This is a genomic window from Cohnella rhizosphaerae (assembly GCF_029525575.1).
Classification (GTDB): Bacteria; Bacillota; Bacilli; order Paenibacillales; family Paenibacillaceae; genus Cohnella; species Cohnella rhizosphaerae.
This window is the reverse complement of record NZ_JAPDIA010000008.1, coordinates 1,864,271-1,890,898: the sequence shown is the minus strand read 5'-3', so window position 1 is coordinate 1,890,898 and position 26,628 is coordinate 1,864,271. Positions and strand designations below refer to the sequence as shown.

28 protein-coding genes and 2 pseudogenes are annotated in these 26,628 nt (G+C 54.3%); 21 read left to right on the top strand and 9 right to left on the bottom strand.

Annotation, left to right across the window (positions count from 1 at the left end; translation table 11 throughout):
- The first annotated feature begins 116 nt into the window (after positions 1-116).
- From OMP40_RS32540 to OMP40_RS32465, 16 genes and pseudogenes are all read left to right on the top strand, one after another.
- Positions 117-1,439, top strand: coding sequence for an extracellular solute-binding protein (locus OMP40_RS32540; protein ID WP_277537481.1), 1,323 nt, complete (start codon positions 117-119; stop codon positions 1,437-1,439).
- Between the two features lie 127 nt (positions 1,440-1,566).
- Positions 1,567-1,947, top strand: coding sequence for a carbohydrate ABC transporter permease (locus OMP40_RS32535; RefSeq protein WP_277537480.1), 381 nt, complete (start codon positions 1,567-1,569; stop codon positions 1,945-1,947).
- Positions 1,937-2,446 carry a carbohydrate ABC transporter permease gene (locus OMP40_RS32530; protein ID WP_277537478.1) on the top strand — a complete coding sequence of 170 codons (510 nt, stop codon included), beginning with the start codon at positions 1,937-1,939 and terminating at the stop codon, positions 2,444-2,446. Before OMP40_RS32535 ends, OMP40_RS32530 begins: the two co-directional genes overlap by 11 nt.
- Before the next feature lie 299 nt (positions 2,447-2,745).
- On the top strand, positions 2,746-3,288 hold the full coding sequence (locus OMP40_RS32525) for a carbohydrate ABC transporter permease (RefSeq protein ID WP_277537476.1): 543 nt from the start codon (positions 2,746-2,748) through the stop codon (positions 3,286-3,288).
- A 41-nt stretch (positions 3,289-3,329) separates the two neighbouring features.
- Entirely contained in the window at positions 3,330-3,755 is a 426-nt protein-coding gene (locus tag OMP40_RS32520) for a hypothetical protein (RefSeq protein WP_277537474.1), read from the top strand.
- Positions 3,756-3,981: 226 nt separating this feature from the next.
- The gene (locus OMP40_RS32515; RefSeq protein WP_277537472.1) at positions 3,982-5,133 is read left to right on the top strand and encodes a histidine kinase; all 1,152 of its coding nucleotides are present in this window, start codon (positions 3,982-3,984) and stop codon (positions 5,131-5,133) included.
- Entirely contained in the window at positions 5,111-6,682 is a 1,572-nt protein-coding gene (locus OMP40_RS32510) for a response regulator (RefSeq protein ID WP_277537470.1), read from the top strand. Before OMP40_RS32515 ends, OMP40_RS32510 begins: the two co-directional genes overlap by 23 nt.
- A 26-nt stretch (positions 6,683-6,708) precedes the next feature.
- The gene (locus tag OMP40_RS32505; protein WP_277537468.1) at positions 6,709-9,039 is read left to right on the top strand and encodes a glycoside hydrolase family 3 N-terminal domain-containing protein; all 2,331 of its coding nucleotides are present in this window, start codon (positions 6,709-6,711) and stop codon (positions 9,037-9,039) included.
- Entirely contained in the window at positions 9,036-9,821 is a 786-nt protein-coding gene (locus OMP40_RS32500) for a Gfo/Idh/MocA family oxidoreductase (protein ID WP_277537466.1), read from the top strand. The genes OMP40_RS32505 and OMP40_RS32500 overlap by 4 nt, the downstream gene beginning before the upstream one ends.
- 192 nt (positions 9,822-10,013) lie before the next feature.
- Entirely contained in the window at positions 10,014-10,694 is a 681-nt protein-coding gene (locus OMP40_RS32495) for a response regulator transcription factor (protein ID WP_277537465.1), read from the top strand.
- Positions 10,687-12,060, top strand: a complete 1,374-nt coding sequence (locus tag OMP40_RS32490; RefSeq protein ID WP_277537463.1) for a sensor histidine kinase — start codon at positions 10,687-10,689, stop codon at positions 12,058-12,060. The genes OMP40_RS32495 and OMP40_RS32490 overlap by 8 nt, the downstream gene beginning before the upstream one ends.
- 41 nt (positions 12,061-12,101) lie before the next feature.
- Positions 12,102-13,001: pseudogene (locus OMP40_RS32485) on the top strand (efflux RND transporter permease subunit); the annotation flags it as partial.
- Positions 12,970-13,365: pseudogene (locus tag OMP40_RS32480) on the top strand (efflux RND transporter permease subunit); the annotation flags it as partial. The pseudogenes OMP40_RS32485 and OMP40_RS32480, both read left to right, overlap by 32 nt.
- 58 nt (positions 13,366-13,423) lie before the next feature.
- Complete coding sequence (locus tag OMP40_RS32475) at positions 13,424-14,101, top strand: efflux RND transporter permease subunit (protein ID WP_277537462.1); 678 nt, start codon at positions 13,424-13,426, stop codon at positions 14,099-14,101.
- A gap of 1 nt (position 14,102) precedes the next feature.
- Complete coding sequence (locus tag OMP40_RS32470; protein WP_277537461.1) at positions 14,103-15,116, top strand: efflux RND transporter permease subunit; 1,014 nt, start codon at positions 14,103-14,105, stop codon at positions 15,114-15,116.
- Positions 15,113-15,433 carry a hypothetical protein gene (locus OMP40_RS32465; RefSeq protein ID WP_277537459.1) on the top strand — a complete coding sequence of 107 codons (321 nt, stop codon included), beginning with the start codon at positions 15,113-15,115 and terminating at the stop codon, positions 15,431-15,433. The genes OMP40_RS32470 and OMP40_RS32465 overlap by 4 nt, the downstream gene beginning before the upstream one ends.
- 199 nt (positions 15,434-15,632) lie before the next feature.
- Here the strand turns inward: OMP40_RS32465 and OMP40_RS32460 are convergent, their stop codons facing one another.
- The 5 genes from OMP40_RS32460 to OMP40_RS32440 all read right to left on the bottom strand — a co-directional run bounded on the left by OMP40_RS32460 (position 15,633) and on the right by OMP40_RS32440 (position 18,197).
- Positions 15,633-15,869, bottom strand: a complete 237-nt coding sequence (locus tag OMP40_RS32460; protein ID WP_277537457.1) for an aldo/keto reductase — start codon at positions 15,867-15,869, stop codon at positions 15,633-15,635.
- 49 nt (positions 15,870-15,918) lie between these two features.
- Positions 15,919-16,599: an aldo/keto reductase gene (locus OMP40_RS32455; RefSeq protein ID WP_277537456.1), complete on the bottom strand. Its 681-nt coding sequence runs from the start codon at positions 16,597-16,599 to the stop codon at positions 15,919-15,921.
- A gap of 233 nt (positions 16,600-16,832) precedes the next feature.
- Positions 16,833-17,027 carry a hypothetical protein gene (locus OMP40_RS32450; RefSeq protein WP_277537454.1) on the bottom strand — a complete coding sequence of 65 codons (195 nt, stop codon included), beginning with the start codon at positions 17,025-17,027 and terminating at the stop codon, positions 16,833-16,835.
- A 592-nt stretch (positions 17,028-17,619) separates the two neighbouring features.
- On the bottom strand, positions 17,620-17,805 hold the full coding sequence (locus OMP40_RS32445) for a TetR-like C-terminal domain-containing protein (RefSeq protein WP_277537452.1): 186 nt from the start codon (positions 17,803-17,805) through the stop codon (positions 17,620-17,622).
- A gap of 155 nt (positions 17,806-17,960) precedes the next feature.
- Positions 17,961-18,197, bottom strand: a complete 237-nt coding sequence (locus OMP40_RS32440) for a TetR family transcriptional regulator (RefSeq protein ID WP_277537451.1) — start codon at positions 18,195-18,197, stop codon at positions 17,961-17,963.
- 246 nt (positions 18,198-18,443) lie between these two features.
- Here OMP40_RS32440 and OMP40_RS32435 point away from each other — a divergent pair, with 246 nt between their 5' ends.
- Together OMP40_RS32435 and OMP40_RS32430 are read left to right on the top strand one after the other, a co-directional pair.
- Positions 18,444-19,094, top strand: coding sequence for an aldo/keto reductase (locus OMP40_RS32435; protein ID WP_338131348.1), 651 nt, complete (start codon positions 18,444-18,446; stop codon positions 19,092-19,094).
- Positions 19,057-19,380: an aldo/keto reductase gene (locus OMP40_RS32430; protein ID WP_277537450.1), complete on the top strand. Its 324-nt coding sequence runs from the start codon at positions 19,057-19,059 to the stop codon at positions 19,378-19,380. Before OMP40_RS32435 ends, OMP40_RS32430 begins: the two co-directional genes overlap by 38 nt.
- A gap of 18 nt (positions 19,381-19,398) precedes the next feature.
- On the opposite strand, the gene OMP40_RS32425 is transcribed toward OMP40_RS32430, so the two are convergent.
- Positions 19,399-19,980, bottom strand: coding sequence for a TetR family transcriptional regulator (locus OMP40_RS32425; RefSeq protein ID WP_277537449.1), 582 nt, complete (start codon positions 19,978-19,980; stop codon positions 19,399-19,401).
- 111 nt (positions 19,981-20,091) lie between these two features.
- Between OMP40_RS32425 and OMP40_RS32420 the strand changes: the two genes are divergently transcribed.
- The 3 genes from OMP40_RS32420 (at position 20,092) to OMP40_RS32410 (ending at position 21,782) form a co-directional block, all read left to right on the top strand.
- Entirely contained in the window at positions 20,092-20,361 is a 270-nt protein-coding gene (locus OMP40_RS32420; protein WP_338131347.1) for an NmrA family NAD(P)-binding protein, read from the top strand.
- A complete protein-coding gene (locus OMP40_RS32415; protein WP_338131298.1) occupies positions 20,261-21,031 on the top strand; it encodes an NmrA family NAD(P)-binding protein in 771 nt (256 codons plus the stop codon). Before OMP40_RS32420 ends, OMP40_RS32415 begins: the two co-directional genes overlap by 101 nt.
- Positions 21,032-21,161: 130 nt before the next feature.
- Positions 21,162-21,782, top strand: a complete 621-nt coding sequence (locus tag OMP40_RS32410) for a TetR/AcrR family transcriptional regulator (protein WP_277537447.1) — start codon at positions 21,162-21,164, stop codon at positions 21,780-21,782.
- Positions 21,783-22,278: 496 nt separating this feature from the next.
- Here the strand turns inward: OMP40_RS32410 and OMP40_RS32405 are convergent, their stop codons facing one another.
- The 3 genes from OMP40_RS32405 to OMP40_RS32395 form a co-directional block, all read right to left on the bottom strand.
- Positions 22,279-23,199, bottom strand: a complete 921-nt coding sequence (locus OMP40_RS32405; protein ID WP_277537446.1) for an alpha/beta hydrolase family protein — start codon at positions 23,197-23,199, stop codon at positions 22,279-22,281.
- 186 nt (positions 23,200-23,385) lie between these two features.
- On the bottom strand, positions 23,386-24,978 hold the full coding sequence (locus tag OMP40_RS32400) for a response regulator transcription factor (RefSeq protein WP_277537444.1): 1,593 nt from the start codon (positions 24,976-24,978) through the stop codon (positions 23,386-23,388).
- Positions 24,971-26,500, bottom strand: coding sequence for a sensor histidine kinase (locus OMP40_RS32395; RefSeq protein ID WP_277537442.1), 1,530 nt, complete (start codon positions 26,498-26,500; stop codon positions 24,971-24,973). The genes OMP40_RS32400 and OMP40_RS32395 overlap by 8 nt, the downstream gene beginning before the upstream one ends.
- Between the last annotated feature and the right edge of the window lie 128 nt (positions 26,501-26,628).

Below are 26,628 nucleotides of genomic sequence, written 5' to 3'. Positions count from 1 at the left end.
GGGATTCAGGACTTTATGATAACGCTTTATACTAAATCTATAACATAGAATGGTATGAAAACGAACATTGTATGTTATAAAATACGCTACAAAAATGCAGAAAAGAGGGTTCGCCAATGAAAAAGAGAAACGGCATCAAGGGAATCGCACTGCTCTCCGTGGCAACGACGCTGGCTTTGGCAACGGCCGCCTGCGGCAATTCGAACGACGCGAATAACGGGGAAGGCGCTTCGTCGAGCGACGGCGGAGGCAAAGGAACCGTAACGTTGACCATGATGCATCCATGGACCTCGCCGAATGCGGATAATGATGTATACAAAGCGCGCATCGCCGCGTTCGAATCGGAGCATCCGAATATCAAGATCAATCAGGACGGCGTGGCTGCGGCGCAATACAAGACGAAGCTGTTCACGCTCGCCGCGGGCAACAATCTGGCCGACGTCGACGTCGTATGGCCCGGCGCGGACCTCGACCCGCTGGTGAGCGGCGATCTGCTGCTGCCCCTGAACGATCAGATGGACAACTGGAATCAGCTCGTACAGGAAGACGCACTGGCCGGCTTCAACAAGAACGGCAACCAGTATGCCGTGCCGACCAAGCAAAACTTCGTCGATATCATCTATTACAATAAGGAAATGTTCTCCAAAGTCGGCTATGACACGTTCCCGGCTACGTACGAGGAGTGGATCGACGCGATCAAAAAATTGAAGGCGGCGAAAATCACGCCGATCTCCCTCGGCAACAAAGAGCAATGGCCGCTTCAATCCTCGTATATGTCTACGTTGACGCAGCGCTTCGCAGGCGACGACTTCCTGCAGAACGTCGTGGACGGCAAAGCGAAGTTTACCGACGAAGACTTCGTCAAAGCGGTGGCTGTCATTGACGAATTGACCAAGCTCGGAGCCTTCAACTCGGACGCCAACAACATGGATTCGGTGCAGGCACAGGATTATTTCATCCAAGAAAAAGCGGCCATGCACATTACGTCGGCGACCGTGAATACCAGAATCCGCATCGATAACCCGAATGGCAGCAAATTCGGCATCGCGTTGTTCCCGAGCGTGCCGGGCGGCAAGGGCGATGCCAAGAAGGCGGCCGGCGTGCCGCAGTTCGGCATCGCGATCAAGAGTGGCCTGAGCAAGGAGAAGCAGGACGCGGCGCTCGAGTTTATGAAGTATTTCGTGAGCGAGGATCTGTACAAGGACCTGTCCAAGGCAGGCATCATGGTACCGACGAAGAAGAACGTGGCGGGCGATGGCGAGATCAATCCTTTCCTGGAGGAACTGATGAAGTTGACCAGCAACGGTTCGACCAGAGTGTTCGACTCGGTCATCCCGACCCAGCCTTCCAAGGAATTCGAGAACGGCCTTCAAGCGCTGACCATCAAGCAGGGCACGCCGGCAGACGTCGCCAAAAAAAACGCAGGCCGCGCTCGATAACCTCAAGTAAAACGGCCGGCTGTCCGGACCGGCGTTTCAACTTAAAGAGCGATGGAGAAAACCCGTGCAGCGGGTTTTCTCCGTTCAAACGAAAACGCCGCTGCCGCGAAGAAACGGAGGCGAGAAAATGAATACGTTAAAGGGAACGAGAGCCGCCATCTTCTTCGGCATGCTTCCCGCACTGCTCATCTATTTATGCATTGCCATCATCCCGATCTTCGTATCGCTATATTACTCGTTTTTCAACTGGGACGGCATCTCGGCCAAATCGGCTGTCGGCTTCGACAATTATGTCCGCATTTTCAACGACTCCGTTTTTTGGCTGTCCGTGAAAAATAATGTCATCATCATGGTGACGGGCTTAATCGGCCAGATTCCGCTGGGCTTGCTGCTGGCGCTGCTGCTGAACCGAAATTTGAAGGGCTCCACCTTTTTCAGAACGGTCGGCTTCATGCCTGTCGTTATCTCCTCCGTGATGGTCTCTTTGATCTGGGGGGATGATTTATAATTCGGAATACGGATTTCTCAACGCGATGCTCGGGTTTTTCGGCCTCGACAGCTGGCAGCGCAATTGGCTCGGCGACACTTCGATCTCGATGTATTCCGTCAGCCTCGCTTATATTTGGCAAAATTGCGGGCTTTATATGGTCATTCTGCTGGCCGCGCTCCAGAACATTCCGGGCGAGGTCAACGAGGCGGCGGAGCTGGACGGCGCGACCGGGCTCAGGCGGGTGTTCCGCATTACGATCCCGATGATTCGCTCGACGCTGCTCGTCGCAGTCGTTTACAGCATCAGCAATTCCTTTCGGGTATTCGATCTCGTGCAAATCCTGACGGGAGGCGGTCCCGCCCATATGACGGAAGTGATGACCATCTACATGTACAACCATGCCTTCGTCAGCAGGCAATTCGGATACGGCAGCGCGGCATCGATGCTGATCCTGCTGTTCAGCCTGATCGTCGTGAGCGTAGTTAACCGTCTGGGACGAGAAAAAGAGATATCATGAAAGGGGGGAATCGCATTGAGCGACAATTCGAAAGGGCTTCGGGTGCTGACGTATGTTTTTCTAAGCGCATTTGCGTTATTCAATATCGTCCCCCCTCTTCTATATGATCGTCGATTCGTTCAAGACGGAACCGGAATACGCGGCGAGCCCGTTCTCCTTGCCGACGAAGCTGCATTTCGAGAACTATTCCAAAGCCTGGGATATCGCGAACATGGACACCTATTTCATGAACAGTCTGATCATTACGTTCGGTTCGCTGCTCATCACGGTGCTGCTCGGCTCGCTGACGGCGTTTTTTTTTGGCCCGGTTCAAATTTCGGTTTCGCAAATCCACGTTCGCGATCTTTCTGCTGGGCATGCTGGTGCCGATTCACGCCACGCTGATCCCGATCTTCCTGATCATGAAAAATATCGGTTTGCTGGATACGTACTGGTCGCTTATACTGCCTTATACGGCATTCCATCTATCGTTGACGATCTTTATCCTCGAAGGGTTCATGCAAGGCTTGCCGAAGGATCTGGAGGAATCCGGCGTCATGGACGGCGCCGGCGTATACCGGATCTTCTGGTCGATTATACTGCCTATTGCGAGGCCGGCCATGGCGACCGTCGTCATATTGAACTTCATCTATAACTGGAACGAATATTTATTCGCATTGGTGCTGATCAGTTCGGAAGCGCTCAAGACGCTGCCGCTCGGCTTGGCCAACTTCGTCGGCGTCGAGACGGCGAGCATGACGCTCCAGATGTCCGCGCTTGCGATTGCGCTCGTGCCGATCATCGTTTTTTTATTTGCTGCTCCAGAAGCAGTTGGTGACAGGCATGACAGCCGGGGCGGTTAAAGGCTAACGATCAGGCGTCCGGACAAACCGGGGAGGGTGCGATGAGAAGGTATGCCCGAAGCGCTCGAAGCTTTGGACTTAAACGAAAAGCGGTCATTATTTTCCTGCTCCTGGTCATCCTTCCGACCTTGGGGGTGGGCGTGATCGTCCAGCTTCAGTTTAACCAAATCTTGAGGAAGCAGTTCAAGGATACGACGATTCGCAACCTTGACAGCGTGGTCAGTCAATTGGAAGAACAGACATCCACCGTCGAGGATATCGCCGATTACATGATTCTTAGTCCGGACCTGAACGAATATTTGCGGCCGTGGCCGGAGCTGAGCAACGAACGTTCCGAGAACCTGAAGCGGGCGATCGAAGGCATGCTGACATTCCACCTGTTCTCGAAGAAATATATTCGCTCCTTTAGCATCGAAGGGTTCAACGGCCATAATATCGATATGGGGGGAGCCTGTCATTGCCGATGAGGGAAAATGGCTGAAGCAGGCCGCATTCCGGAAAGGCGGCATCGTCTGGACGGACGGCTATGCCGTTCGGAGCGGATGGGACGGTGAATTCCGTGTCGTATCGCTGGTACGCAAGCTCAATGCCTTCGCTCAAATCACGCGGCCCCAAGCCAATCTCGTCATTCGCCTGGATGAAGCCAGCATCATCGGGCTGCTGGAGAAGGGGCTGTACAAAAATTCGGGCCAAGTGTTCGTCATCGGCGCGGAAGGCGAACAGGTGCTGCGATCCGACGATTCGGAGCCCGCGAGCTTCGATCCGAACGACGTGATGGAGGCGTTCGCCAACGGGGACGCCCGTTATATGAAATATAAGGCCGATAACCGGAGCTATATGGCTTTTTACCGGCCGATGGAAAATACGGGATGGAACATTATCGCGATGATTCCCGAATCGATCGTCAATCGGGAAACGGCGACCGTTCGCAATGTGATGGCGGTCATTCTTGCTGCCATACTGCTCCTGGGCATCAGCGCGCTTGCCGGATTCCAGTATACGATCATCAGGCCGATTCTGCGGCTCAAAAACGAAGCGAATCGCGTCAAGCTGGGCGATTTTACGGCACGGGTGCCGATCGGGTCGAATGACGAAATATCCGAGCTGAACCGCAAATTCAACGAGATGGTGCTTACGATTCAGGAGCTTATCGAGCATAAGTACAAGCTCGAGCTGCGGGAGCGGGAATCCGAGCTCAGACTGCTGCAAAATCAAATGGATCCCCATTTTTTATATAATACGCTGGATATGATCCGTTGGACCGCCAGGCTGGAAAAAGCGGGAAAAACGAGCCAGCTGATCGAGATGCTGTCCAAGTTTTTCCGTCTGGCGCCAAGCAACGGCAACTACGTCACGACCGTTCAACAGGAATTGGAATTCGTCCAATCGTACTTGTATTTGCAGGAGCGCCGGCTTGGACAAACCTTCCGGTATTCGCTCTTTATGGATGCTTCCATCGCCGCGGCGCCGATGTTGAAAACGACGATTCAGCCATTGGTCGAGAACTTCCTGAAGCACGGACGGAATCGGGGCCGTGCCGTCAACCGGATTACCGTCAAGTGTTATGCCGTGTCCAAAGAAATTTGGTTGGACGTTCAGGACAACGGACGCGGCATCGAACCCGGCAAGCTGGAAGCGATTCGGCACGCGCTCCGAAGAGGGCGCACGGATGAGAGAAGCGCCGGCGCGTTAAGCAACATCCAGGAGCGGCTCTCGATCTATTTCGGCGAAGGCTATGGGCTGGAGATCGTATCCAGTACGCCGGACGGTACTCTGATCCGATTGAAAATTCCCGACAGGGCGGATGGCGGTGAGATCGAAGATGGCGGCAACAACCGGACATAAAGCGAAAATGCTGATCGTCGACGACGAACCGGTCATCTGCGAAGGACTGCGGCTCACGATCGACTGGGAATCGCTGGGCGTCGAAGTCGTCGGCGTCGCTTACGATGGAGAAGAAGCTTTGCAGTTGACGCGCGAGCATGGCGCGGACATCGTGCTGACGGACATTCGGATGGAAGAGATGGACGGCTTGCAGCTGGCGGAACGGCTGAAGCAGGAGTTCCCTCGCATCCGCGTCGTGATGATCAGCGGGTACGAACATTTCGAATATGCCAGGCAAGCGATGCGGCTTGGCGTCACGGACTACTTGCTCAAGCCCGTCGACGTCGACGAGCTGGTGCAGGTGGTAAAGGGGATCATAGACGAGCTGGAAGAGGCGGAGCCGTCCTCGAACGGGGACGAGGAAGCGCTTTGGTTGTCAGCCGCGCTGCGGTCGTCCCCTTCCTCCGAGCCGACTGCGCCGCCGCAATCGATAAATGGCGAATGCTTCCGCCTGATCGTCAGTCAATTGTCCGATTTTGCCGTGCTTTATTCCGGTATGCCGGAAGACGAATATCGCGACATTCAGAGGCAATGGCTGGCGTTGATCGAGGGAGAATTGATGGCTCGCGATATTCGCAGCGTGTCCGTATTCGATCATCGGAACGTTCTCTGTACGTTAGCGATGTCGGATCGTCTTCAGGATGAGGAGCCGTTGAGACGGCTGCTGGAAGAGACGATGCAGGCATGGACCGGAGCGGGGCGGCTTTATTGCGCGGCCAGCGCTTTCTTCTCGATACTGGAGCAGACGGCTTCCGCGAGCGCCGAAGCCGGGGAGCTGCTGCAATGGCACGATCTGACCGACATGGCGGCGCTGCTGCCGCAAGACCGCTTTTTATTATCGAAGGATCGACCCAAATCGGATTACGACTGCAAGGCCATCCTGGACAGGCTGGTCTCGTTCTTGTTCAAGCAGGACGCGGCCGGAGTCGCGGCGCTCGTCCACGAGATGTTCGCATCGCTGGCCGCCGAGCGAAGATTGCTGCCGGAAGCGGTGCAGATCTATGACGAATTGCTTGCCCTGCTGCGTCAACGGCTGCGCCAGAGCGGTCTGACGGATCTGGAGCATGGCCGTCATTCGCCGATCGACCTTCATGCGAACAACGCGTACGCGGCCATCGAAGCGATCGCCGTGGAAGAGATGCGGCAAATGATTCGTTTGATCGATCTGAACGGCCTCGACAAGTCGCATTGGATTATCGAAAAAGCGAAGCAGTACATGACGGAAAATTATGACCGGGATCTGAAAGCTTCGGAGGTTGCGGGCTGGCTGAAAATTACGCCGGGCTATTTCAGCTTGCTGTTCAAACAAAGCACGGGCAAAAGCTTCAAGGAATACTTGAATGCGTTTCGAATCGACCATGCCAAGCATTTGCTGGCCACGACGCACGACAAGGTGTTCGAGATCGCGGAGCGCGTCGGCTACAAGGAGTACAAATATTTCGTATCGGTGTTCAAGTCGTACACCGGCATCACGCCGAAGGAGTACCGGGCGTTTAAAGCGAACCGTTAATCGGAGGCAGGGAAGGGGAATCACGGGTGGACATCTACAAGGATCCGTCGTATTCGATCGAAGAGAGAACCGAGGACTTGCTGGCGCGCATGACGCTCAAGGAGAAGGTCGGCCAGCTCAATCAGCATATGTACGGCTGGGATGCCTACCGTCGCGAAGGCTCCAGCGTTCAACTGACGGAGGCATTCAAGCGGCAAGTGGCTTTCGGAGACGGCATGGGAGCGCTGTACGGACTGTTTCGCGCCGATCCGTGGTCGGCGGTTACATATAACAACGGCATTCCGACGGCGGATAGCGCCCGAGTCGCCAACGAACTGCAGCGATATGTCAAGGAACATACCAGGCTCGGCATTCCGGTCCTGCTGTCCGAGGAGTGCCCGCACGGCCATCAGGCGCTGGACGGGACGCTGCTGCCCGTCAATCTGAACATCGGCTCCGCTTGGAACCCGCAATTGACGGAACGCGCCTATGCCAGAATCGCCGCAGAGATCCGGGCGCGCGGCGCTCATCTCGCGCTTGTCTCTACGCTGGATATTTTGCAGGATCCTCGGTGGGGACGATCCGAGGAATGCTACGGCGAGGACCCTTACCTGGCTTCGCAGCTGACGGCCGCCGTCGTGCGCGGACTGCAGGGCGCGCGGCCGGAAGAGCTGAGCGCGCCGGACAAGGCTGCTGCCGTCTTGAAGCATCTTTGCGCGCAAGGTGCCGGCCAGGGCGGGCATAATGCCGGGCCCGCGGCGATCGGCGAGCGGGAGCTGCGCGAGATCCATCTTCCGGCCGCCAAAGCCGGTGCGGATGCAGGGGCGGTCGGCTTTATGGCCGCCTATAACGAGATCGACGGCATCCCTTGCCACGCGAACGAGAAGCTGCTTACCGGCATCCTGCGCGAAGAATGGGGTTTCGACGGCATCGTCATGGCCGACGGCTGCGCGATCGATCGGCTGCTCGCCTTAAGCGAAGATCATGAAGAGGCGGCCGCGACCGCGCTGTCGGCGGGGGTCGATCTGAGTCTGTGGGATACCGCCTTCACGAAGCTGGAGGCGGCGGTTCGGCAGAGCAAGGCGGACGAAGCGTTGATCGACCGCGCCGTTCGGCGCGTGCTGCGGCTTAAATTCCGGCTGGGGCTGTTCGAAAATCCGTATGTGGACGAAGGGCTGCCTGCAGCCGTCGTCGGCGCGGAGGAGACGCGCGAACTGAACTTGCAGCTGGCGAGGGAATCGATCGTCCTGCTGCGCAACGGGGAAGCGGGGCAACAGGGCGTCCTGCCCCTGGACGGCTCGGCGAGACGGATCGCGGTGATCGGCCCGAACGCGGATGCCTTGTACAATCAATTGGGGGACTATACGAGCGTTCAGCGGGGCGGGACCGGGACAACCGTGCTTCAAGGCATCGCGAAGGCGGCGCCTGCGGGCACCGAGATCGTATATGAACGGGGCTGCGGCATACGCGACGGATCGCGGGAAGGCATCGCTGCGGCGGTCGCCGCCGCTCGCGGCGCCGATATCGCCGTCGTCGCGATCGGCGGCAGCAGCGCGCGATCCTTCGATGAAGCGTTCGACAGCAACGGCGAGGCGATCGTGTCGGCAGGGCAGCCGTCGGAGATGGACTGCGGCGAAGGGGTCGACCTGGCCGATCTGCGGATGGGCGGCGTCCAGGAGGAGCTGGTGCGCGCGATCGCCGCGACGGGGACGCCGGTCGTCGCCGTCGTGATCCAGGGCCGCCCGCATGAGCTGTCGGGCCTGGCGGATCACTGCGCGGCGATCTTGTGCGCCTGGTACCCGGGCCCGGAAGGCGGCCGCGCGATCGGCGAAATTGTGTTCGGCAAGGTCAATCCGAGCGGCAAGCTGCCCGTCTCGCTGCCGCGATCCTCGGCGCAGCTCCCGGTCTATTACAATCAGAAAAATCCGGGCCGTTCGCGCCCTTACGTCGATATGCCGGCTGCCGCCTTATATCCTTTCGGATACGGACTCAGCTACACGACGTTCGAGTACGGCCCAATCTCGCTGTCGCGCGAATCGGTCGCGGCCGAGGAGATCGAAGCGGGCGGAAACGTGGAGGTCCGGCTGACGGTATCGAACAGCGGCGATTTGGCCGGCGCGGAGACGGTTCAGCTATACATTCAGGCCGGCGGATCGCCGATCACGCGCCGGACGTGGGAGCTCAAGGGGTTCCGCAAGGTGTGGCTGGAGCCGGGGGCGGAAGAGACGGTCGTCTTCCGGCTGGGCAAGGAAGAGCTGGCGATCTGGGATCGCAGCATGACGTTCGCCGTCGCGCCGTGCCGGTTGACCGTGCGGGCGGGGGGCGGCAGCGCCGGTGGCGCCGAAGCGAATCTGTTGATTAGGAGGCGAAACGATTGAAGAAGATCGGATTCATCGATTATTATTTGGACGAATTTCATGCGGACAAGTATCCGGCCTGGATCGAGCAAGCGTCCGGCGGACAGATGCAGGTGAAGTATGCTTACGCCATGAAGGACAAAGAGGACGGGGTGACCAATCGGGACTGGTGCGACAGTCGCGGGATCGAACTGCTGGATTCCATCGAAGAGGTCGTCCGGTCGAGCGATTGCCTGATCGTGCTGTCCCCGGACCATCCCGAGTTCCACGAAGAGCTGTCGCGCTTGCCGTTGCAGTCGGGCAAGCCCACCTATATCGACAAGACGTTCGCGCCGGATCGGGTCACGGCCGTCAAGCTGTTCGAGCTGGCCCGGCTGCATGGAACGCCGATGTACTCGACCTCCGCGCTGCGCTTCGCCGAGGAATACGCCGCCGTCGACAAAGACGGCATCGCGGCGATCTCAAGCTGGGGACCGGGCCGATTCGAAAATTATTCGATTCACCAGATCGAACCGATCGTCCATCTGATGGGATGCCGCCCGCAGCGAGTGATGTATACGGGCACGCCGGCGGCGGCCTCGTTCGTGATCGATTTCGGCGGCGGCAAGCAGGCGAACATCCATCATCTCGGCCGGGGATGTCCGTTTGCGTTAGGATTGACCTACGAGAGCGGAGAGTGCGCGTTCATCAAGCAGGAATCCGATTTTTTTCGCCGCCTTTACCCGCAACCTGGTATCCTTCTTCGAATCGGGCAAGCCCGCGGTCGATCCGAAGGAGACGATCGACGTCATTGCCATCATTGAATACGGCGGCCTGGCCGCGCAGCGGCCGTTCGAATGGGTGGAAATTCCCGGACAGGAATAGGCGATTGTGTCCCCGGAATCGGCGGACAAACCAATTGGCGTGCCGACGCGCGGTATGACGCGTGCTATAATGAGGCTGAGCTTGGCGCAGGCGGTCCGAGAAACCGTCTGGGCGAAGAGGGGGGAAGCCGCATGATATCCATATTGGTCGCCGACGACGACATTCATATTCGGGAATTGATCGCGCTCTATTTGTCCATGGAAGGCTATCGGATCTGCCAGGCGAAGGACGGCAGACACGCCTCGAAGCTGCTGGAAACGCAGTCCTTTCAGCTCGCCATCATCGACATTATGATGCCGGGCAAGGATGGCTGGGCGTTGTGCCGGGAAATCCGCGAGCGGTACGATTTGCCTATCTTGATGGTGACGGCCAAGGGAGAAAGCGAAGACCGCGTGAAGGGCTTTCAAATGGGCACGGACGATTACGTCGTCAAACCGTTCGATGTTCGGGAGCTGATCCTGCGGGTCAAAGCGATATTGCGAAGGTACAAGGTCAATGCGACCGGTATCGTTCAGATCGGCGGTGTCACGCTGGATGCGCGGACGTTGGGAGCGACCTGGAGAGGGGAGCCGATCAGCTTGGCGATGAAGGAATTTCAATTGCTGTTTAAGCTGGCCGGCAGCCCCGGACAGGTCTTCTCTCGCGAGCAGTTGATCGGAGATATCTGGGGACTGGATTTCGATGGCAGCGACCGGACGATCGATACGCACGTCAAGAAGCTCCGCAAGAAGTTCGAGAACGATCCGCCTCCTTTCGAGATCGTGTCCATTCGCGGACTGGGGTATCGACTGACGGGAGCTGCCGATGTTTAAGACGCTGTATGTCCGGGTCATCATTACGTTTGTGCTGACGGTGACGTTCAGCCTGGCTGTTTCGTTCGCGATCACTTACCGGATTAACGAAGACCGTATTTTTCGCGAGCTGGAGGACAATCTGATTCAATCCGGCAAGGCGGTGATCCGACAGTTCCAGTCGGGCCGTGAGGGCGGAATGGACGAATACCTTTCGCAAATATACGCCTTTCGCTCCCAGGCGGCGCTGTTCGGCAGCGACGGGACGGTCAAAGCGTTCGGCAACGCCAAACCGGGCAGCTTCGCCAGTCCCGAAGAGGTGCAAAAGGTGCTCAACGGAGGCATTCACCGCTTCGACTTTTCCAAACGGGGACTGTTGGAGAATCGCTCCGTCGGTCTTCCCTTCGAATCGAACGGCAAGCAGTATGCCCTGTTTTTGAAGCCGCAATACAAAGGAGCGCTGCTGCGGCTTAGAAACGCGCTGCTCACTTCGCTGCTGCTTGTGCTTCTGATCGGCAGCTTGTTGTTCGTGCTCGCCATCCACTGGCTGGTCAAGCCGATCAAGAAGCTGACGGCGCTGACTTCACGCATCGCGGCGGGACATTTCGATGAGCGCGTGCCGGACAGGCGGCAGGACGAAATGGGTGAGCTGGCCCGCAGCTTTAACCGGATGAGCGGGGAACTGAGCCAGCTGGAACGGATGCGCAAGGAGTTCGTCTCCAACGTATCGCACGAATTCCAGTCTCCGCTGACCTCCATCAAAGGCTTCGCCGTCGCTGTCCGCGACAATCGGCTGACGGAGGCGCAGGCGAAGCGCTACTTGACGATCATTGAAGACGAGAGCGAACGGTTGGCCCAGCTCAGCGGCAAGCTTCTCCGCCTGTCGATGCTGGAGAGCGAGAAGAACCCGCTTCGACTTCGGGAATACGAATTGGACGAGCAGATTCGCAAGGTGTTTTTGTCCCTGCAGCCCCAGTGGCTTGCGAAAGGTCTGGAAGTCGATCTGTCCGGACTGAAGCCGGCGCGAATCGTCGGGGACGAGGAGCATTTGGAACAAGTGTGGCACAATTTGCTTTCGAATAGCGTCAAATATACATCTGTCGGCGGAGAAATATACGTCACGATGGAAGTTACGGACGAACAGGCGAGCATCGTGTTCCGCGACAACGGGCAGGGCATTGAAGCGGGCGATTTGCCCCGGATTTTCGACCGGTTTTACATGGGAGACAAAGCCAGGGACCGTGGAGAGAAAAGCAGCGGGCTGGGACTGGCCATCGTCCGCAAAATCGTCGAGCTGCACGGCGGTTCCATTGCTGCGGATAGCCGGCTGGGCGAAGGCGCGGCTTTCACGGTTGTGTTGAAGAAGGACATTACCAGGACACAATAGCGGTTTATGATGGGCTTCAAACCGGAGGGAGAGAAGCTCACATGAACCGCTTTTTTCGTTTTGTCCTTAACAATCGATCTACTGTTATTTTGCTGGCTCTGGTGCTGGTCGTATACGGCATCGTGTCGGCTTTCTCCATCAAGCAGGAGAAATACCCGGACGTGGAAATGCCTTCGTTTGTCATGCAGGTGCAATATCCGAACCACTCGGCGGAGGAAGCGGAGCGTGACGTCACCGTCCCGTTAGAAAACGTCGTGGGCGGTTTGCGCCCGTACGACTCCCTGACAAGCCAAACGTCGGCCGGCAGCGCGGTCATCCAGGCTTCCTACGAATTCGGCACAAATATGGATGCGTTAGAACAGGAGGCGGAAACCGCCGCAGCCAAGCTTAACCTGCCCCAGGACGCGAAGTTGACGTTTAAGCGAATCTCCGCCGATTCTCGTCCGGTGTACCAGGTGGCGCTTGCCTCCGCTGACGCCGCTAAGCTGCAGCGACAGATTGAAAATGAATTGCTGCCGGAGCTCGGCGGGATCGAGGGCGTCAGCTCCGTCGACATTAGCGGTGTGCACAATAAGCGGCTGGACATTCGGGTCGACGAGGCCAAAGCCGCCGCAAACGGGCTGACGTTGTCCGATATCCGCGGCGCTCTTTCGCAAGCGAACTATTTGTTGCCGCTCGGTTCGATCGCGGAGAACGGGAGCCAGACCGTAGTCAGCCTGGAAGGTCATGCGGCGGATCTCGAAGCGATCCGCTCGCTGCCGATTCCTTCCAAGACCGCATCCGCTTTGAAGCTGCAGGATATCGCGCAGTTGACCGAGCAAGAGCAAGCCGCCAATATCGTGAGATATAACGGACAACCTGCCATTTTGCTGGAGGTTTACAAAACCCAGGACAGCAATACCGCGGAGGTTGTGGATCAAGTCAAGCGAAAGCTGGACGACTTCCAAAGGGAAGCCGCTTTCGACTCCAACACGATCGTCGATCAGGGGGGCGGACGTCAAGGCGTCCGTCGAGTCGCTGCTGCGCGAGGGAGCATTCGGTGCGCTGTTTACGATTTTAGTTATTTTGTTATTTCTCCGCAACGCGAGAGCGACCGTGATCGCCGTCATTTCGCTTCCGCTGTCGATCCTCGGCACGATCGCGGCGTTGAACGGGCTGGGCTATTCCTTGAATATTATGACCATGGGCGGCATGGCAGTGGCGGTCGGACGCATCGTCGACGACAGCATCGTCGTCATCGAGAACATCTTCCGCTGGCTCCGCAAGGAACCGGACAAGAGCCGCACGGAAATTCTAGTGTTCGCGGCTAAGGAAGTGGCGGGTGCGGTTTCGGCTTCCACCGTGGCCACGGTCGTCGTCTTTTTTGCCGCTGGCTTTCGTCGACGGCTTGGTCGGGGCGTTTTTCCAGCCCTTTTCGGTTGCAGTCGTCGTATCCATCCTGCTGTCGCTGCTCATTGCGTTTTTACTTATTCCGGCGCTTGCGGCGCTGTTCTTTACGAAGCTGCCCAAGCACCGGGAGTCCGGCCGTCTTACCCAAGGCTATATCAAGCTCCTTCGCGGCGCGATCGCCCGCAAATGGATCGTGCTCACGCTGGCGGTCGCGTTGCTCGCGGGCTCGGCGGGTTTTGCGGGCGTCATCGGGAAGTCGTTCCTGCCCTCCGAGCCGTCGGACGAACTGCTGGTCCGGTTGGAACTTCCAGCTACGGCCATGCTGGAACAGACGGATGAGATGGTCCGCGCGGCGGAGGCGCAGCTGAAAAGCCGGGAGGAAATCCGTTACGTTCAAGTTTTCGCCGGACAGTCGAACGCTGTGAAAGCGATGCAGCAGAGCAAGTCAGGGAATAACACAGCCGAGCTGGCGGTGGGGCTTCGGGATGTTGACGAACGGTCCGGCGTTCGCGGCGACTTGGAGCAAAGTTTGAACAAGCTCGTGCAGGACAAGTATCCGTCAGGTAAAGTCACCGTAAAAAGAACAGAAAAAAGACGGCCCCCCGTCCGGCGACAACGTAGAGGTCACGCTTTACGGCGACAATATGCCTGATTTGCTGACAGCGTCCCAACAAGCCTTTACGCTGATGGCCGCCAACACCAATTTGAAAAATCTCTCCTCGACAGCCTCGCAGCTTCAGAACGAATATACGCTGACCTTGAGCCAGGAGGCCCGGCAAAAAGGAATCAGTCCGGCGCTCGTCTACCAGCAGGCCAAAGATCGTCTCCAACCGATGTCGGCCGGCAGCTTGAATATAGACGGCCGGGTGTACGAGGCTACGATCCATTATGATCGCATAATTTCCGGCAAGGACGATCTGCTGGGCATGAAGCTCGCTACGCCGGACGGACCGATGACCCTCGGCGACATCGCGGACGCAACCGCGGCGACCGTTCCCGCTTCCATTCAGCATCAGGACGGCAAAACGGCGGTAAGGCTTGCGGCCACGGTCGATGGAGAAGGCGTCGGCCAAGCGACTGCGGCACTGAAAAAAGACTTGGCCGCATTGTCGCTGCCGGCAGGCGTGAGTTGGGAGGTCGGCGGCGGGCAGAAGCTGATGCAGGATGGATTCCGGGACTTGGGAACGGCAATGGCGCTGGCGGTCGCGCTCGTATTTGTCGTCCTGTTCCTCACTTTCGGCGGCTTCCTGACGCCGATCGTGATCCTGTCTTCGCTGCTGTTTGTGCCGTTCGGATCGCTAGGCGCCCTGTATTTGACCGGCGAGACGCTGTCGATGAGCGGGATGATCGGCATGCTCATGCTGATCGGCATCGTGGTCACCAATGCCGTGGTGCTGCTGGAGCGGATCGAAGCCAACCGCCGGTCGGGGATCGCGCTTGGCGAAGCGGTTATGGAAGCCTGCAGCGTCCGTCTGCGCCCGATCGTCATGACGGCGCTGGCCACCGTCTGCGCCCTTATTCCGCTTGCCCTGTCCCATTCGGGATCCGGCCTAATTTCCAAAGGCCTGGCCATCTCCGTCATCGGCGGTTTGACCACCACTACGCTGCTGACGCTCGTATTTATTCCCGTCTTGTACAGCATGCTCGGGAGGTGGAGAAGGCTATGAATCGGAAGCGGCGCATAGTTTTGATCGTCGTCGTAGCCGTACTTGCGCTGGCCGTGGGGATGGCGGCGTCCAAGCCTTCGGAAGCCAAGTACAAGCGCTGGGCGCTGAACCAGGTGTCCCGGAAAGCCGAGCATAAAAGCGTTCTGATGGGTCTGGGCATCTCGCTCTTCGGAGCGCGTATGATCGACGAAGGAACGACGATGACCGATTACGGACTTTTTCGGGTGTTCGAAACCGAGATTCAGGGCAAGCGGCTGAAGGTGGCGGGAGCGCTCGGGATGCTGATTCCGCTCGGAAAACCGGAAAAGACGGAATAAGCGGCCTCCGATCAGGAGGAAGTAGGATCCGGCGGGAACCGAATATAGGACAAGGAAGTACCTTACGAAGAAAGTCCGGAAGGGGGTACCCGGCAAGCGACTGCCATTTGTCAATAACAATGATGTCTATCGAAAGGCAGCGTCCGAAGGTAGCAGTGAGTCGTGCTTGCCGGGTTCCTTTTACTTTTTCAGCCCCTATCTAAATTCTTACGCCATTCCTGAAATAAATCTTTGGAAAACTTCCGCCTGAGATTTTGGATTCAGGGATTGCTTGCTCGACTCTGTTTATCTCTTCGGCATTTAATTGAATGTTAACAGACTTCATCGAGTCCAGTAGCGTTGTCCGTCTTGAAGCACCTACCAGCGTAATCAGGTCATCCCCTTTGGATGAGAGCCATGCGAGGACAAGTTGCGGAATTGAGATCTGTTTCTCCACTGCAATTTTGCGCAGCGCCTCTACCAGACTTAAGTTATTGTCTATATTTTCATCCGCAAAAAAGAGGGAGCCTGGAAGTATAGGGGCTTGATTTGCTTTTTGACCAGTTCCCGCTTAGCAGCCCATGTGCAAGAGCGCCAAAAGCAACAATTCCAATCCCAAGTTTTCTGGCCAAGGGTACAATTTCTTTTTCAATGCTTCGATTAAATAAGGAATATTCCATTTCAATAAAATGGAGGGGATGAACGGAATGAGCTCTCGTAATCGTCTCGGCATCAACCTGCGTTAGTCCGATATGCCTGACGTATCCGGCTTTAACCAGGTCGGCGATTGCTCCAATTGTTTCTTCTACGGGGATGCCAAGATCGATTCGGGCTGGTTGGTACAGATCGATGTAATCCACATTTAACCTTTTTAGCGTGTAGGCGATATAGTTTTTAATCGTAAGGGGTCTGACATCCAACCCGTACATAGAACCATTCGGTGCAGCAAGCATGCCGAATTTGACCGACAGGTACGCCTTGTCTCTCTTCTGACCTTTAAGCGCTTCCCCAATAATCGTCTCATTTTTACCAACACCGTAAAAGTCGCCTGTATTTAAATGCTGGATTCCTGCATCGAGCGCTTCATGAATCGTTGCTATATACTCATTTCGATGATCATCATGGATCATTCCGCCGCAGCCTAAACCCAGTTGATCGTAGCTAAGACCATTCATTTTATCGTTCATTGAATTTGCTCCCTTTCAATTGTTTTTTAGCCGTTGACTGCTGTCAAAAATTTTTTTTCAAGGATCTCATCGTAATCGTTTTTTCTTCCTCTGTTAATTCTTGGGTAAATAGACGAAGCATTTCTTGGATCTTCTCGTGAATCTCAGGCAATATATCCTTCGCCTTTTCGGTAAGATATATCCTGTAAGCTCTGGTATTGCTTTCATGTTGTTTCTTATATAGATAACCTAGATCAACGAGTTTTTTTTATCGTTCTTGCCGACATCGCTTTATCATTGCCGACTTCTTCGCTCAGTTTGTTTTGATTAATACCTTCATTTTTTTCTAAAATAATCAAATAGGAGAAGGAACCGCTGCTTAGTTCATATTTTTCGATAAGCTTGTCCAAAATAAGTTGCGTATTCCGGAAAATTTTACTGTTGAGCATGATGAAATGCGTGTTTTCTTGGCCTTGTGATATGGGGGATCACTCCTCAATCATTGATGTTGACTAGTCAACAAGATAATAACACCCGACATGTTGACTAGTCAACTGTAGGCGGTCATCAGACCTGCAATAACAGCGGGGTCTTGCGCGATGATCCTCTGTACAAGCCATATAACGAATTGCAGAAGGAAGCCACTTTCAAATTTTAAGATCCATGGATATGAAAAATTGATCATTTCCTGGAATAGGTGGCCGAGATACCTTCTGGAAGGCAAGACATTGCAAGCCCGGGAGGGAAAGGCTCATAAATAGCAAGCTGTACGGAGTGGAAGAACAGCGGCACGATCTATTTCGCGACTGGGCGTGCCGAGGCGGTCGAACTTGCTAACCGTATTATCGTCACGACGAATTTTCGCAAGTGTCACTTTGCGCCGATGGCGGCGGTGCAATTGCTTATCAAGTACGACCTACTGTTGTCGGAGAAAGCGAAAATCCGGTTGTTCGATTTACGGCGGGCTGGCCGCGCAGCGGCCATTCGAATGGGTGGAAATTCCGGGAAAGGAATAGGGATCCGCTCCCGGATCTTTTTTTATCACTCAACCAGATAAGACGACTTACGGATAAATCTGCTTAATAGCCTTGCTACAACTTCAGGCGGAAGTGCGCGATCCGTCATAAACCAATGCTGAATCACGCCAAACTGCGCGTTTCCCAGATAAGAAACCGCATAATCAGACGATTCGTCTTTACCGTTCGCACTTTTTTTTAAAATTTTCATACATGCGCGTGCCTGTCAAATACTGAAGCCTGTCCCTCAATTCTGCTGGGGCTCCCGAACAAATCAGCGTCTTGAACAGAGCGGCATGCAAATGTAAATATTGAAATGCTTTGATGAGTGGAGGATAGGCTTGATCCGGATGATTCATCAGGTCCTCATAGTCGAAAGGTTCGAAAACGCTCAGCAACCCTTGAAAAAAAAGCCGTTTCCTCAATCAAATGAAAAATATCTCTGTAATGCAAATAAAATGTGCCCCGATTAATGCCTGCTATTTTGCAAAGATGCTTAACGGTCAATCCTTTTATGCCTTCTTCTTTTAGAATACGCAATAATGCTTGTTCCATTAGCGCTACACTACGAATGACCCTAATGTCGGGATGAGCTTCAGTCAACGGTTTTCCCCCTGCCAAGCGAGAAGTGTTAATCGACACTTCTCTTTTATTGTTTATTGAATAGCCTCTCCTGCTTCATTATAATGAGCTCGTTGGATGTGATCAACACGTGTTCATTTTCTGTATATTAAAGAGTTGGAGGGGAGAACGTGGAATATCGCTATCTTGGAAGGACGGGAGTAAAAGTCAGTGCGTTTTCATTAGGGGGGAGCGAGCTTCGGATCAAGAGCAAGCGAAGAAGAAAGCATAAGGATAATTGATGAAGCGCTAGAATTCGGGATCAATCTGATCGATACCTCCAATATTTATGGAAAAGGGGAATCGGAACGAACGATCGGCAAAGCGATTAAGAACAAGCGGCAGATTGTTGTTTTGGCTACAAAATTCGGTGCCGAGACTGCCGACAAAGTCAATCAAAGCGGCGCTTCGCGTCGATGGATACGAACGGCCGTCGAACAAAGCCTATCGCGATTGCAAACCGATTATATCGATCTATATCAGCTTCATCTGCCTTTCGAATTTGTTGCCTATGAGGAAATATTATGGACTTTAAACGATTTAGTGAAAGAGGGGAAGATTCAACACATCGGCACTTCGAATCATCTGGGATGGCAAATCGTTCAAGCGCAAAACATTAGCGACCGTTATGGCATTCAACGAATTGCCAGCGAGCAGACACCCTATTCCATCATTAATCGAAAAATGGAATTTGAACTTGCTGAAGTTGCGCAACGCTATGATCTTTCTCTATTTGTATATAGCCCCTTATCCGGTGGTTTACTTACGGGGAAATACAAGGCTGGCCAGGCTGCGCGAAGCGACTCGCGCGCTGCAGTACTAAAAAGGGTATGCCGATACGTTGGACCCGCAATCGGCCGACAACAAACACAAATTTGAAGTGATCGATCAGCTGCAGCAGTTGGCCCATGAATCGGGCATTTCGCTGGCGGATATGGCTATCGCATTTACCCAAGCTCATCCTGCTGTCACCTCTACGCTCTGGGGACCGCGTACATTTGAACAGTTAAAGTCCTATATGGCTGGCGCGCAGACCAGACTGGGCGCGGATGTGCTGGACGCGATCGATGCCATTGTACCGCCGGGCAGACGCATCGATGATAAAGAGCAGACATGGATGCCTCACTGGATGAATACTGAAAAACGCAGGAGGCATGTTTATTGATAAAGCGAAAGCGACAACCTACTCGACAACGGGCGCTAAGCTTGCCGCTATAACGATCATTACGTTTCTTGCGCTTGACTCCATGCTGCGATTCTCAGGTTGACGAGACCACTGCAGGGCTGACCCGAATATACTCCAGCTTACGCAGATGGCCGTAGCGTTCAACACTTCGCCTGCGACTTCCGAGTCCGACACTTCGCTTAGCCACTGTATGAGAAGATTGAACAGCTCCTTCTGCATCGCCGCTTCAAATAGGGGCTCGAATCGGCCATTTGCAGGCGCGAAATTTCTGCGAAACCGATCGAGAAATCGGTACACGGCCAGAATGAGGGTGTGTAGACCATTCATATCCAAAATTGAAGCGTCCTTTAATTCCGACTCGAGCGTCTGCTTAAACTTGAATCTCATCCATTGCTCAAGGAAAGCGTATTTGTCATCGAAATGATCGTAGAAGGTGGCGCGATTTACAGACGCCCGCTTCGTGATATCCTGCACAGAGATTGCGTACACATCGTTCGTTTCTTCGAGAAGTTCCTGAAAGGAACGGATTAATAAATCGTGTGTACGCTTTGCTCGCGGATCGTTAGCGTTAACTGGCATCCTTCATTCTCAACTCCACTTCGTATCATTCCCCCAAATGTCTAAAAGGCTACAAATGGACGAGCATGTCGTTTATCCGACGGTGGCAAGGGTTTGTCGATTGCGACGGTTATGTGCATAGCTTACAGTATACCTGCAGCTAAAACAACACTGTCGTTTTGGTTAACCCATTCTTTTGGAGGTGTTTGTATGATTGTTGTAACAGGAGCTACCGGACAACTCGGCCAAGCCGTCGTTGAGAAGTTGCTTCAAAGGGTACCCGCAGACCATTTGGGTGTGAGTGTCCGAGATATCGAGCGAGCGAAGGAGCTTCAAGAACGCGGGGTTCGCGTCAGGCGGGGGGGATTATACGGATCTCGACAGTTTGCTTCACGCATTTGAGGGGGCGTCGCAGGTTCTTATCGTATCCAGCAATGTCTTGGGGGATGAGGCTGTTCGTCAGCATCGTACCGCAATCGACATGGCCAAAGAGGCAGGCGCCGGACGAATCCTCTACACCAGCCATATGAGCTCGTCGCCAGCGTCGCTTTTTCCTCCCGCGGTGGATCATGCCGCTACGGAGGATGCGCTGCAAGCTTCGGGGATTCCATTCACGTCCCTTAGAAACGGGTACTATACCGCGTCATTACCCTGGTTTATCCGCGACGCCCTTAAGACGGGAGAGCTGGTTGCGCCGGAGGACGGGCCGGTTGCCTGGACGACCCACGCCGATCTGGCCGAAGCGACGGCTTCGGTCCTGATCGAGCAGCATCTGAGCGGGTTAACGCCAAGTCTCACGGCTTCGGAGGCTTTAGACCTGAAGGATATTGCTGCTATTCTGACAGAGTTGACCGGCCGGTCCATCCGCCGTGTCGTCGTGTCCGACGACGCGTTTCGCGCCCGATTATTAGCCCAGGGCTTGCAAGACCATATGGCCGATATGTTCTTGACGTTTTTCCTGGCCAGCCGAGCGGGCGAATTCTCCCCAGCCGACCCAACGCTTGGGCGTCTGATCGGAAGATCGCCCGTTTCGGTGCGGGAGTTTTTAACGAGCTCGCCCCACCTGCTGTGAAGGTAGTGAAGCAGGGTCGTTCCCCCATGTGGTCAACAATCCATAGTTGAGTCAAGTTCATGTTAATAGTATGATTATTCGAGTACAGGAATGGACGGCGAAAAGACTTAATGGGATGGGGGACGACTGGATGAGCGATAAAACGGAAGTCCCCAACATTGACTTGGAGACTCACGAACCTGCGAATCGACGCGTACGCGCCGACGCGCAGCGCAATATCAATGCTTTGCTCCAGTCCGCGATGACGGTGTTCGCGACTTCGGGCGTGGACGCGCCGGTACGGGAGATCGCCGATAAGGCCGGCGTTGGCGTCGGCACGGTTTACCGCCATTTTCCGCAGCGCTCGGACCTGATCGTGGCCGTCTTCCGCAATGAAGTCGATACTTGCGCGGATGCAGCGGCCGATTTGTCCGCCAAGTATGAGCCTGCCGAGGCGCTGGCGCGATGGATGCAGCGATATGTGGACTTCATTGCAAATAAACGCGGACTCGCTTCGGCGCTTGGCTCGGGCAATCCTGAGTACGCAACGCTGCCTGCATACTTTGAAAAGCGGCTGAATCCCGTGCTGCGAAACTTGCTTGATACCGCGGCGGCTGCCGGTGAACTGCGCGCCGACGTCGAGCCCTATGATTTGCTGCGGGCTGCCGCGAGCCTCTGTACGGGGATACACAACGGCGATGCTAAGTTTACTCGGCAAATGGTCGCTCTGCTCGTAGATGGGCTGCGCTACCGCGCAAGCGCGTCCTCCTAGTACAGCACGGCGTAAATCATCAATCGATAAAAGTGCAGAATTTTCACCTCAAACAGGCTCTTCGGCCTCGCGGACCGGTCTAAATGGTGCTGTAAAGGAAAAAAGTTACTCTCCAGCCTCGCGAACCGGTCCAAATTGTGCAGTAGGGGCAAAAAGTTACTCTACAACCTCGCGAACCGGTCCTAAAGGTGCTGTAAAGCAAAAAAGTTACTCTACAGCCTCGCGAACCGGTCTAAATGGCGCTGTAAAGGCAAAAAGTTACTCTACAGCTTCTCAAACCGGTCCAGCAGGTGCTTCATAACCAAACCTTATTTAATAGATCGATGATTTAAGCATGCATGTACTAGCGCTTGTCGCTCTGATCTGGCTAAAAGCAAATATGCCGCCATTAAGAAAGGCAAATGAACCCGATTGCGTTTTCCGCAACCTGATTCATTTGCCTTTTTCTGTTCGACGGCAGTCCTCAGACATAAGGCATAGTATGCTTATTAGCGTTTCATTTCCATTCGACTCGACCGACTGGATTGGATGCGGCCATCAACGCTTCACGGGCTTCAGGCCAGGAGTGGTCCTCCGGATAAAGCGCGGAGCGGAGATAGGCCAAGGCAAGCGCCCTAAGCGAAGCCACGCCATCGGGGTTCTCGTCCGTCGTGTCTTTGGCGTTGTACGCATGGATGCCGCCAAGCGAGTGCTCTGCCCCGAAAAGCGTGAGCAGACTCTTGCTGCCCGGGCTCAAGGAGTACGGATCGGTGAACCAGTCCGGCCCCCGAGTGGACAGTGGGGACTGGTCTTGGTCCCCCGCCACCACAAGGGTAGGCGTGCGCATATTCTCGAAGCTGGGGTGCATGAAGGGGAAGTACTCAGCCGCGAACGGGCTCAAGTCGGCTCCGCCCTTGCCGGGCGTGGCAAGCAATACGCCCGCCTTGATCCGCGGGTCGGTCATGTCTTCTCCCGGTATCCCCTCGGAATCGAGGACTCGAGCGCCGAGCAGCATGCTTGCCGTCTGGCCGCCCCAGGAATGTCCGGCTACGGCGATGCGATCTCGATCGAGACGCCCACTAAGGCCGGGAACGGAAGCTTCAATGAGATCAAGCTGGTCGAGGATGCGTGTCATGTCCTCGACTCGGATACGCCAGATCAACGGCGTACGCGGATCGTCCGGAGGAAGGTTCAGCGTCCTCGAGTCCAGATGGGTGGGTTGAATGACTGCGAAGCCATGAGAAGACCAGAAATCGACCAATGGGTCGTAGCTTCCGAGCGACTGGCCGAAGCCGTGCGAGAATACGATAATAGGCAATTCGCTCCCACTGGCTGGCGCAGACACACGAACCTGCAGATCCTCTCCACGGCCCGGGGCGGACAGGATGACCGGCTTCACAGAGACGACTGGCGTTGGTGCGCTATTTTTGATTTCCATCTTGCTAACATCTCCTCTTTTACATCAGATTGGGTTCGTCGCCTGTTGCTTGTAAGACTGACATAAGCGGAACGATGTTCCAATTATAAACGGAACTATGTTCCGTTTGCAAACTTTTTTTTTGTGATGCTGTAAATGAGCGTTTAAAAATAAAAAAACTGCCAGGATAGGCAGTTTATACGGAATTCAGTTTATATTTTTTTGGGGCTTATTCCGGTATATTTGGTAAACACATGGGTGAAGTAAGCAGGGGTGTCTATTCCGACCGCACTCGCTACTTCTAATACTTTTTTTGGAAGGGTCCTTGAGCAATTTTTTGGCGATTTCGATCCGATGCTTGTTGATGGCATCGACGATGGATTCGCCGGTTTCCCTTCTGTACAAGCGGCTTAGATAGCTGCTGTTGACATGAATATGGTCTGCGATGACCTGCAGGCTCAAATTTCGGTTGAAGTTCTCCCGGATATACTTTTGCGTCTCAACGACAATATAGTTATGCTGCCGATCGTTGACGGACAGGGCATCCGAGAGGTCGACGATTAACTTTTCGATGATGTGCAGCAAGCTGTGAATGCTCCTGCTTTCCTGAATTTGTTTGTAGAGCGAGGGCTCGTCGCCGGTCGAATAGGAAGAGAGGGGCTTTCTTGCTTCCAATCGATTGTAGCAATAAGAGCCGATCAGCAAGCATGCGGCTTTGATGTTCTCGATCGGTTCTTTGACGCTCCTATAGTTTTCCATCAACTGATTGAAGCGCCGGATGGCAGTGTCGTATTGGCCCTCTTGCAGACCTTCGATAATTTGCTGGGCGACATCGTAAGGTCTGGATTCCAGCGAAGGAGCCTGACCCGATCGGGGCGCATAGAATGATACATGATTTTCGTTATAGAAGCTGCCTTCCATCGCTTGACAAGACTCGGCGTAGGCCGATGAGAGCGTTAAGATGTCCCGATGCCTGCTGCTGATCCCGATACTCGCGGAGAATCGCATGAAGCTCTCGGCCATGAATAGAATCTCGTGGCAAATCGACAAGAGCGTCCGGGTGCAGTCGGAGGCAGGGCGAGCCGGAAAGGACACAAGGGCTAGAAGCGAGCTATGATTGAGTACGAATGTATAATGCGGATCCGCTTCAAATGCGAGAAAGAAAAATTGTTGGATGGAATCCGCGAATTTGCGAAATTCTTCGGAGGCGCTCATCCCGTTGGGGTCCGCATCGTCATGAATCTCGATATCGATGACGTAATAATGCTCTAGCTGGATGGCAAGCTTCGCGATTCCGTTCAGAAGCTCGGCTTCATCGGTGATAATACCGTATACGGCATCCTTCAGGAACTTCTCGCGCACTTCGCTTCTACTATCCTTGATGATATTCTCCAACTGGATCAGCTTTCGTTCGTGATCCTTTTCCTTCACAAGAAGCTGCTTGGCTTTGTTTATGGCATCAGGAATTTTCTCGCTTGGGTTTGTTTTCACGACAAAATCGACTGCTTGATATTTGACTGCGGATTGCGCGTATGTAAAATCGGCGAAGGCCGTCAATAAGATCACTTTGATTTGCGGAAAGTTTTCATAGACGAATTTGGATAGCTCGATGCCGTCCATGCCGGCCATTCGGATATCCGTCACGATAATGTGCACCTCATGAACGGCCAGTCGTTCGGCGGCTTCGAGCCCGTCGCTTGCCTCGCACACCACTTCGCAATCCAGAGCGTTCCAGTCTATGAAGTTGACGAGTCCCTTGCGGATGACAGCTTCGTCATCGACGATCATGACCTTATACATACGATGATTTCCCCCGATCTACCGGTATGCGAACCGTTACTTTGGAGCCTTGATTGACGCGGCTCTCGATATGGATGCCATAGGCTTCTCCGTATATGAGCTTAATTCGTTTATGCGTGTTGATTAGGCCGATGTTATTGTGTCCGGGTTTTCGCGAGACAGCGCTTTCGCGATTGTCATTGTTCCATTCGATATCGTCGCTGTCAAACCCCAATCCATCGTCGGCGATCTCGAAATAAATGGAATCGTCTTCCTTGCGGATCCATACGGTCAGCGCGCCTTTGCCGACCTTTTTTTCCAGCCCGTGAACGATGGCATTCTCCACAAGAGGCTCGATGCTCAGCTTGGGAAGCAGCAGGTCGAGTATCGATTCATCTTCAACTTGGATCGAGTATTCGATTTTATCGTCAAACCTTTCTTTTTGTAAATATAAATAAAATTGAATGAATTCAAGCTCTTGACGAATCGTGATCATGTCCGATCCGCTGGCATAAATACCGGCTTGCAGCAGTTCGGTCATCGCGGTCACCATTTTGTACACTGTCTCGTCTTTGGACAACCGCGCCTTATAGCCGATCGTGATCAGCGTATTGAATAAAAAATGCGGATTCATCTGCGATTGAAGAAATTTAATCTCCGACTCCTTGACGAGCAGTTGCTTCTCGTATACCTGGCCGATCAAATGCTTGATCTCGCCGGTCATCTTGTTGAAGGTAGCGCTTAGAAGATTGAGTTCGACATCCTTGTAAGTCGGCATGGCGGTATTGTAGTCGCCCATCTTGACCTTGTTGAAGCTATGAAACAAATCGCGAATAAAGCGGGTGAATCGAAGCGATAGGAGAATGCCGGCCGCAGTGGATACGGAGGCGATCAGCACGATGATCCATATATAATTGCGAATACTGTCGGATAATTTGGAGAGGATCTGCTTTCTGGGAATGCCGACGATAAAGGTCAGCCCGGTGCCGCCGATGCTTTGCGAAGCGAATAAGTACTGGCTTCCGTCCAGATTGACTACGCTCGCCGAGGGACTGTCCTTAAGATTCAGTATCGACGGCTGCACTTGACGACCGAGCAGTTGCTTATCCGAACTGGAATACACGATGCCTTGACTGTCGACGATGTAGGCCATGGAACCCGGGAAGCTGACGAGCTCTGCGTATTTGGCGGACAAGTCCGCCTCGCTCGTGCCGAAGATCAGAACAAGCCGCTGCTTCGGAATGTCGATATTAGAGACGATACGAGCGAAGTAAACGGTCGGATCGCTCGCGGTCGGCGGCACAATTTCCTTGCCCCTGACCTTGCTGCCACTGACGGTCCGATAGACGTTTAGATTGTGCCGGTTGGTCTGTTCGATATTGGGCTGCGACTTCAGAACCGAGATGAAGTTATCTGCATCGAAAAAAACATAGGCGGTCGACAGCAGACTGATATTCCAGGCATTGTTGAACATCAGGCTGTACTTGAGATCCTCCTCGATCTCGCTTTTGTTCAGAAACTTTTTTATAAAAGTCGTCCCCAAGGGAGACGTCCTCGACGGACCAGTTTCTGACCGCTTTGTTGGACAGAAAATGAAGCGACGTATTATCAATAATCTGAAATGAATTTTCGATGTTGTCATTGGTCTGATGGATCAGCCGAGACAGGTTT

Coding starts and splice junctions, on each gene's coding strand:
- OMP40_RS32510 (WP_277537470.1), top strand. CDS start 5,111: ATGGCGGCAACAACCGGACATAAAGCGAAAATGCTGATCGTCGACGAC.
- OMP40_RS32420 (WP_338131347.1), top strand. CDS start 20,092: ATGTGCATAGCTTACAGTATACCTGCAGCTAAAACAACACTGTCGTTT.
- OMP40_RS32455 (WP_277537456.1), bottom strand. CDS start 16,599: ATGAACGATAAAATGAATGGTCTTAGCTACGATCAACTGGGTTTAGGC.
- OMP40_RS32530 (WP_277537478.1), top strand. CDS start 1,937: ATGATTTATAATTCGGAATACGGATTTCTCAACGCGATGCTCGGGTTT.
- OMP40_RS32400 (WP_277537444.1), bottom strand. CDS start 24,978: ATGTATAAGGTCATGATCGTCGATGACGAAGCTGTCATCCGCAAGGGA.
- OMP40_RS32540 (WP_277537481.1), top strand. CDS start 117: ATGAAAAAGAGAAACGGCATCAAGGGAATCGCACTGCTCTCCGTGGCA.
- OMP40_RS32520 (WP_277537474.1), top strand. CDS start 3,330: ATGAGAAGGTATGCCCGAAGCGCTCGAAGCTTTGGACTTAAACGAAAA.
- OMP40_RS32405 (WP_277537446.1), bottom strand. CDS start 23,199: ATGGAAATCAAAAATAGCGCACCAACGCCAGTCGTCTCTGTGAAGCCG.
- OMP40_RS32465 (WP_277537459.1), top strand. CDS start 15,113: ATGAATCGGAAGCGGCGCATAGTTTTGATCGTCGTCGTAGCCGTACTT.
- OMP40_RS32490 (WP_277537463.1), top strand. CDS start 10,687: ATGTTTAAGACGCTGTATGTCCGGGTCATCATTACGTTTGTGCTGACG.
- OMP40_RS32425 (WP_277537449.1), bottom strand. CDS start 19,980: ATGCCAGTTAACGCTAACGATCCGCGAGCAAAGCGTACACACGATTTA.
- OMP40_RS32445 (WP_277537452.1), bottom strand. CDS start 17,805: ATGAAAATTTTAAAAAAAAGTGCGAACGGTAAAGACGAATCGTCTGAT.
- OMP40_RS32495 (WP_277537465.1), top strand. CDS start 10,014: ATGATATCCATATTGGTCGCCGACGACGACATTCATATTCGGGAATTG.
- OMP40_RS32450 (WP_277537454.1), bottom strand. CDS start 17,027: ATGCTCAACAGTAAAATTTTCCGGAATACGCAACTTATTTTGGACAAG.
- OMP40_RS32410 (WP_277537447.1), top strand. CDS start 21,162: ATGAGCGATAAAACGGAAGTCCCCAACATTGACTTGGAGACTCACGAA.
- OMP40_RS32535 (WP_277537480.1), top strand. CDS start 1,567: ATGAATACGTTAAAGGGAACGAGAGCCGCCATCTTCTTCGGCATGCTT.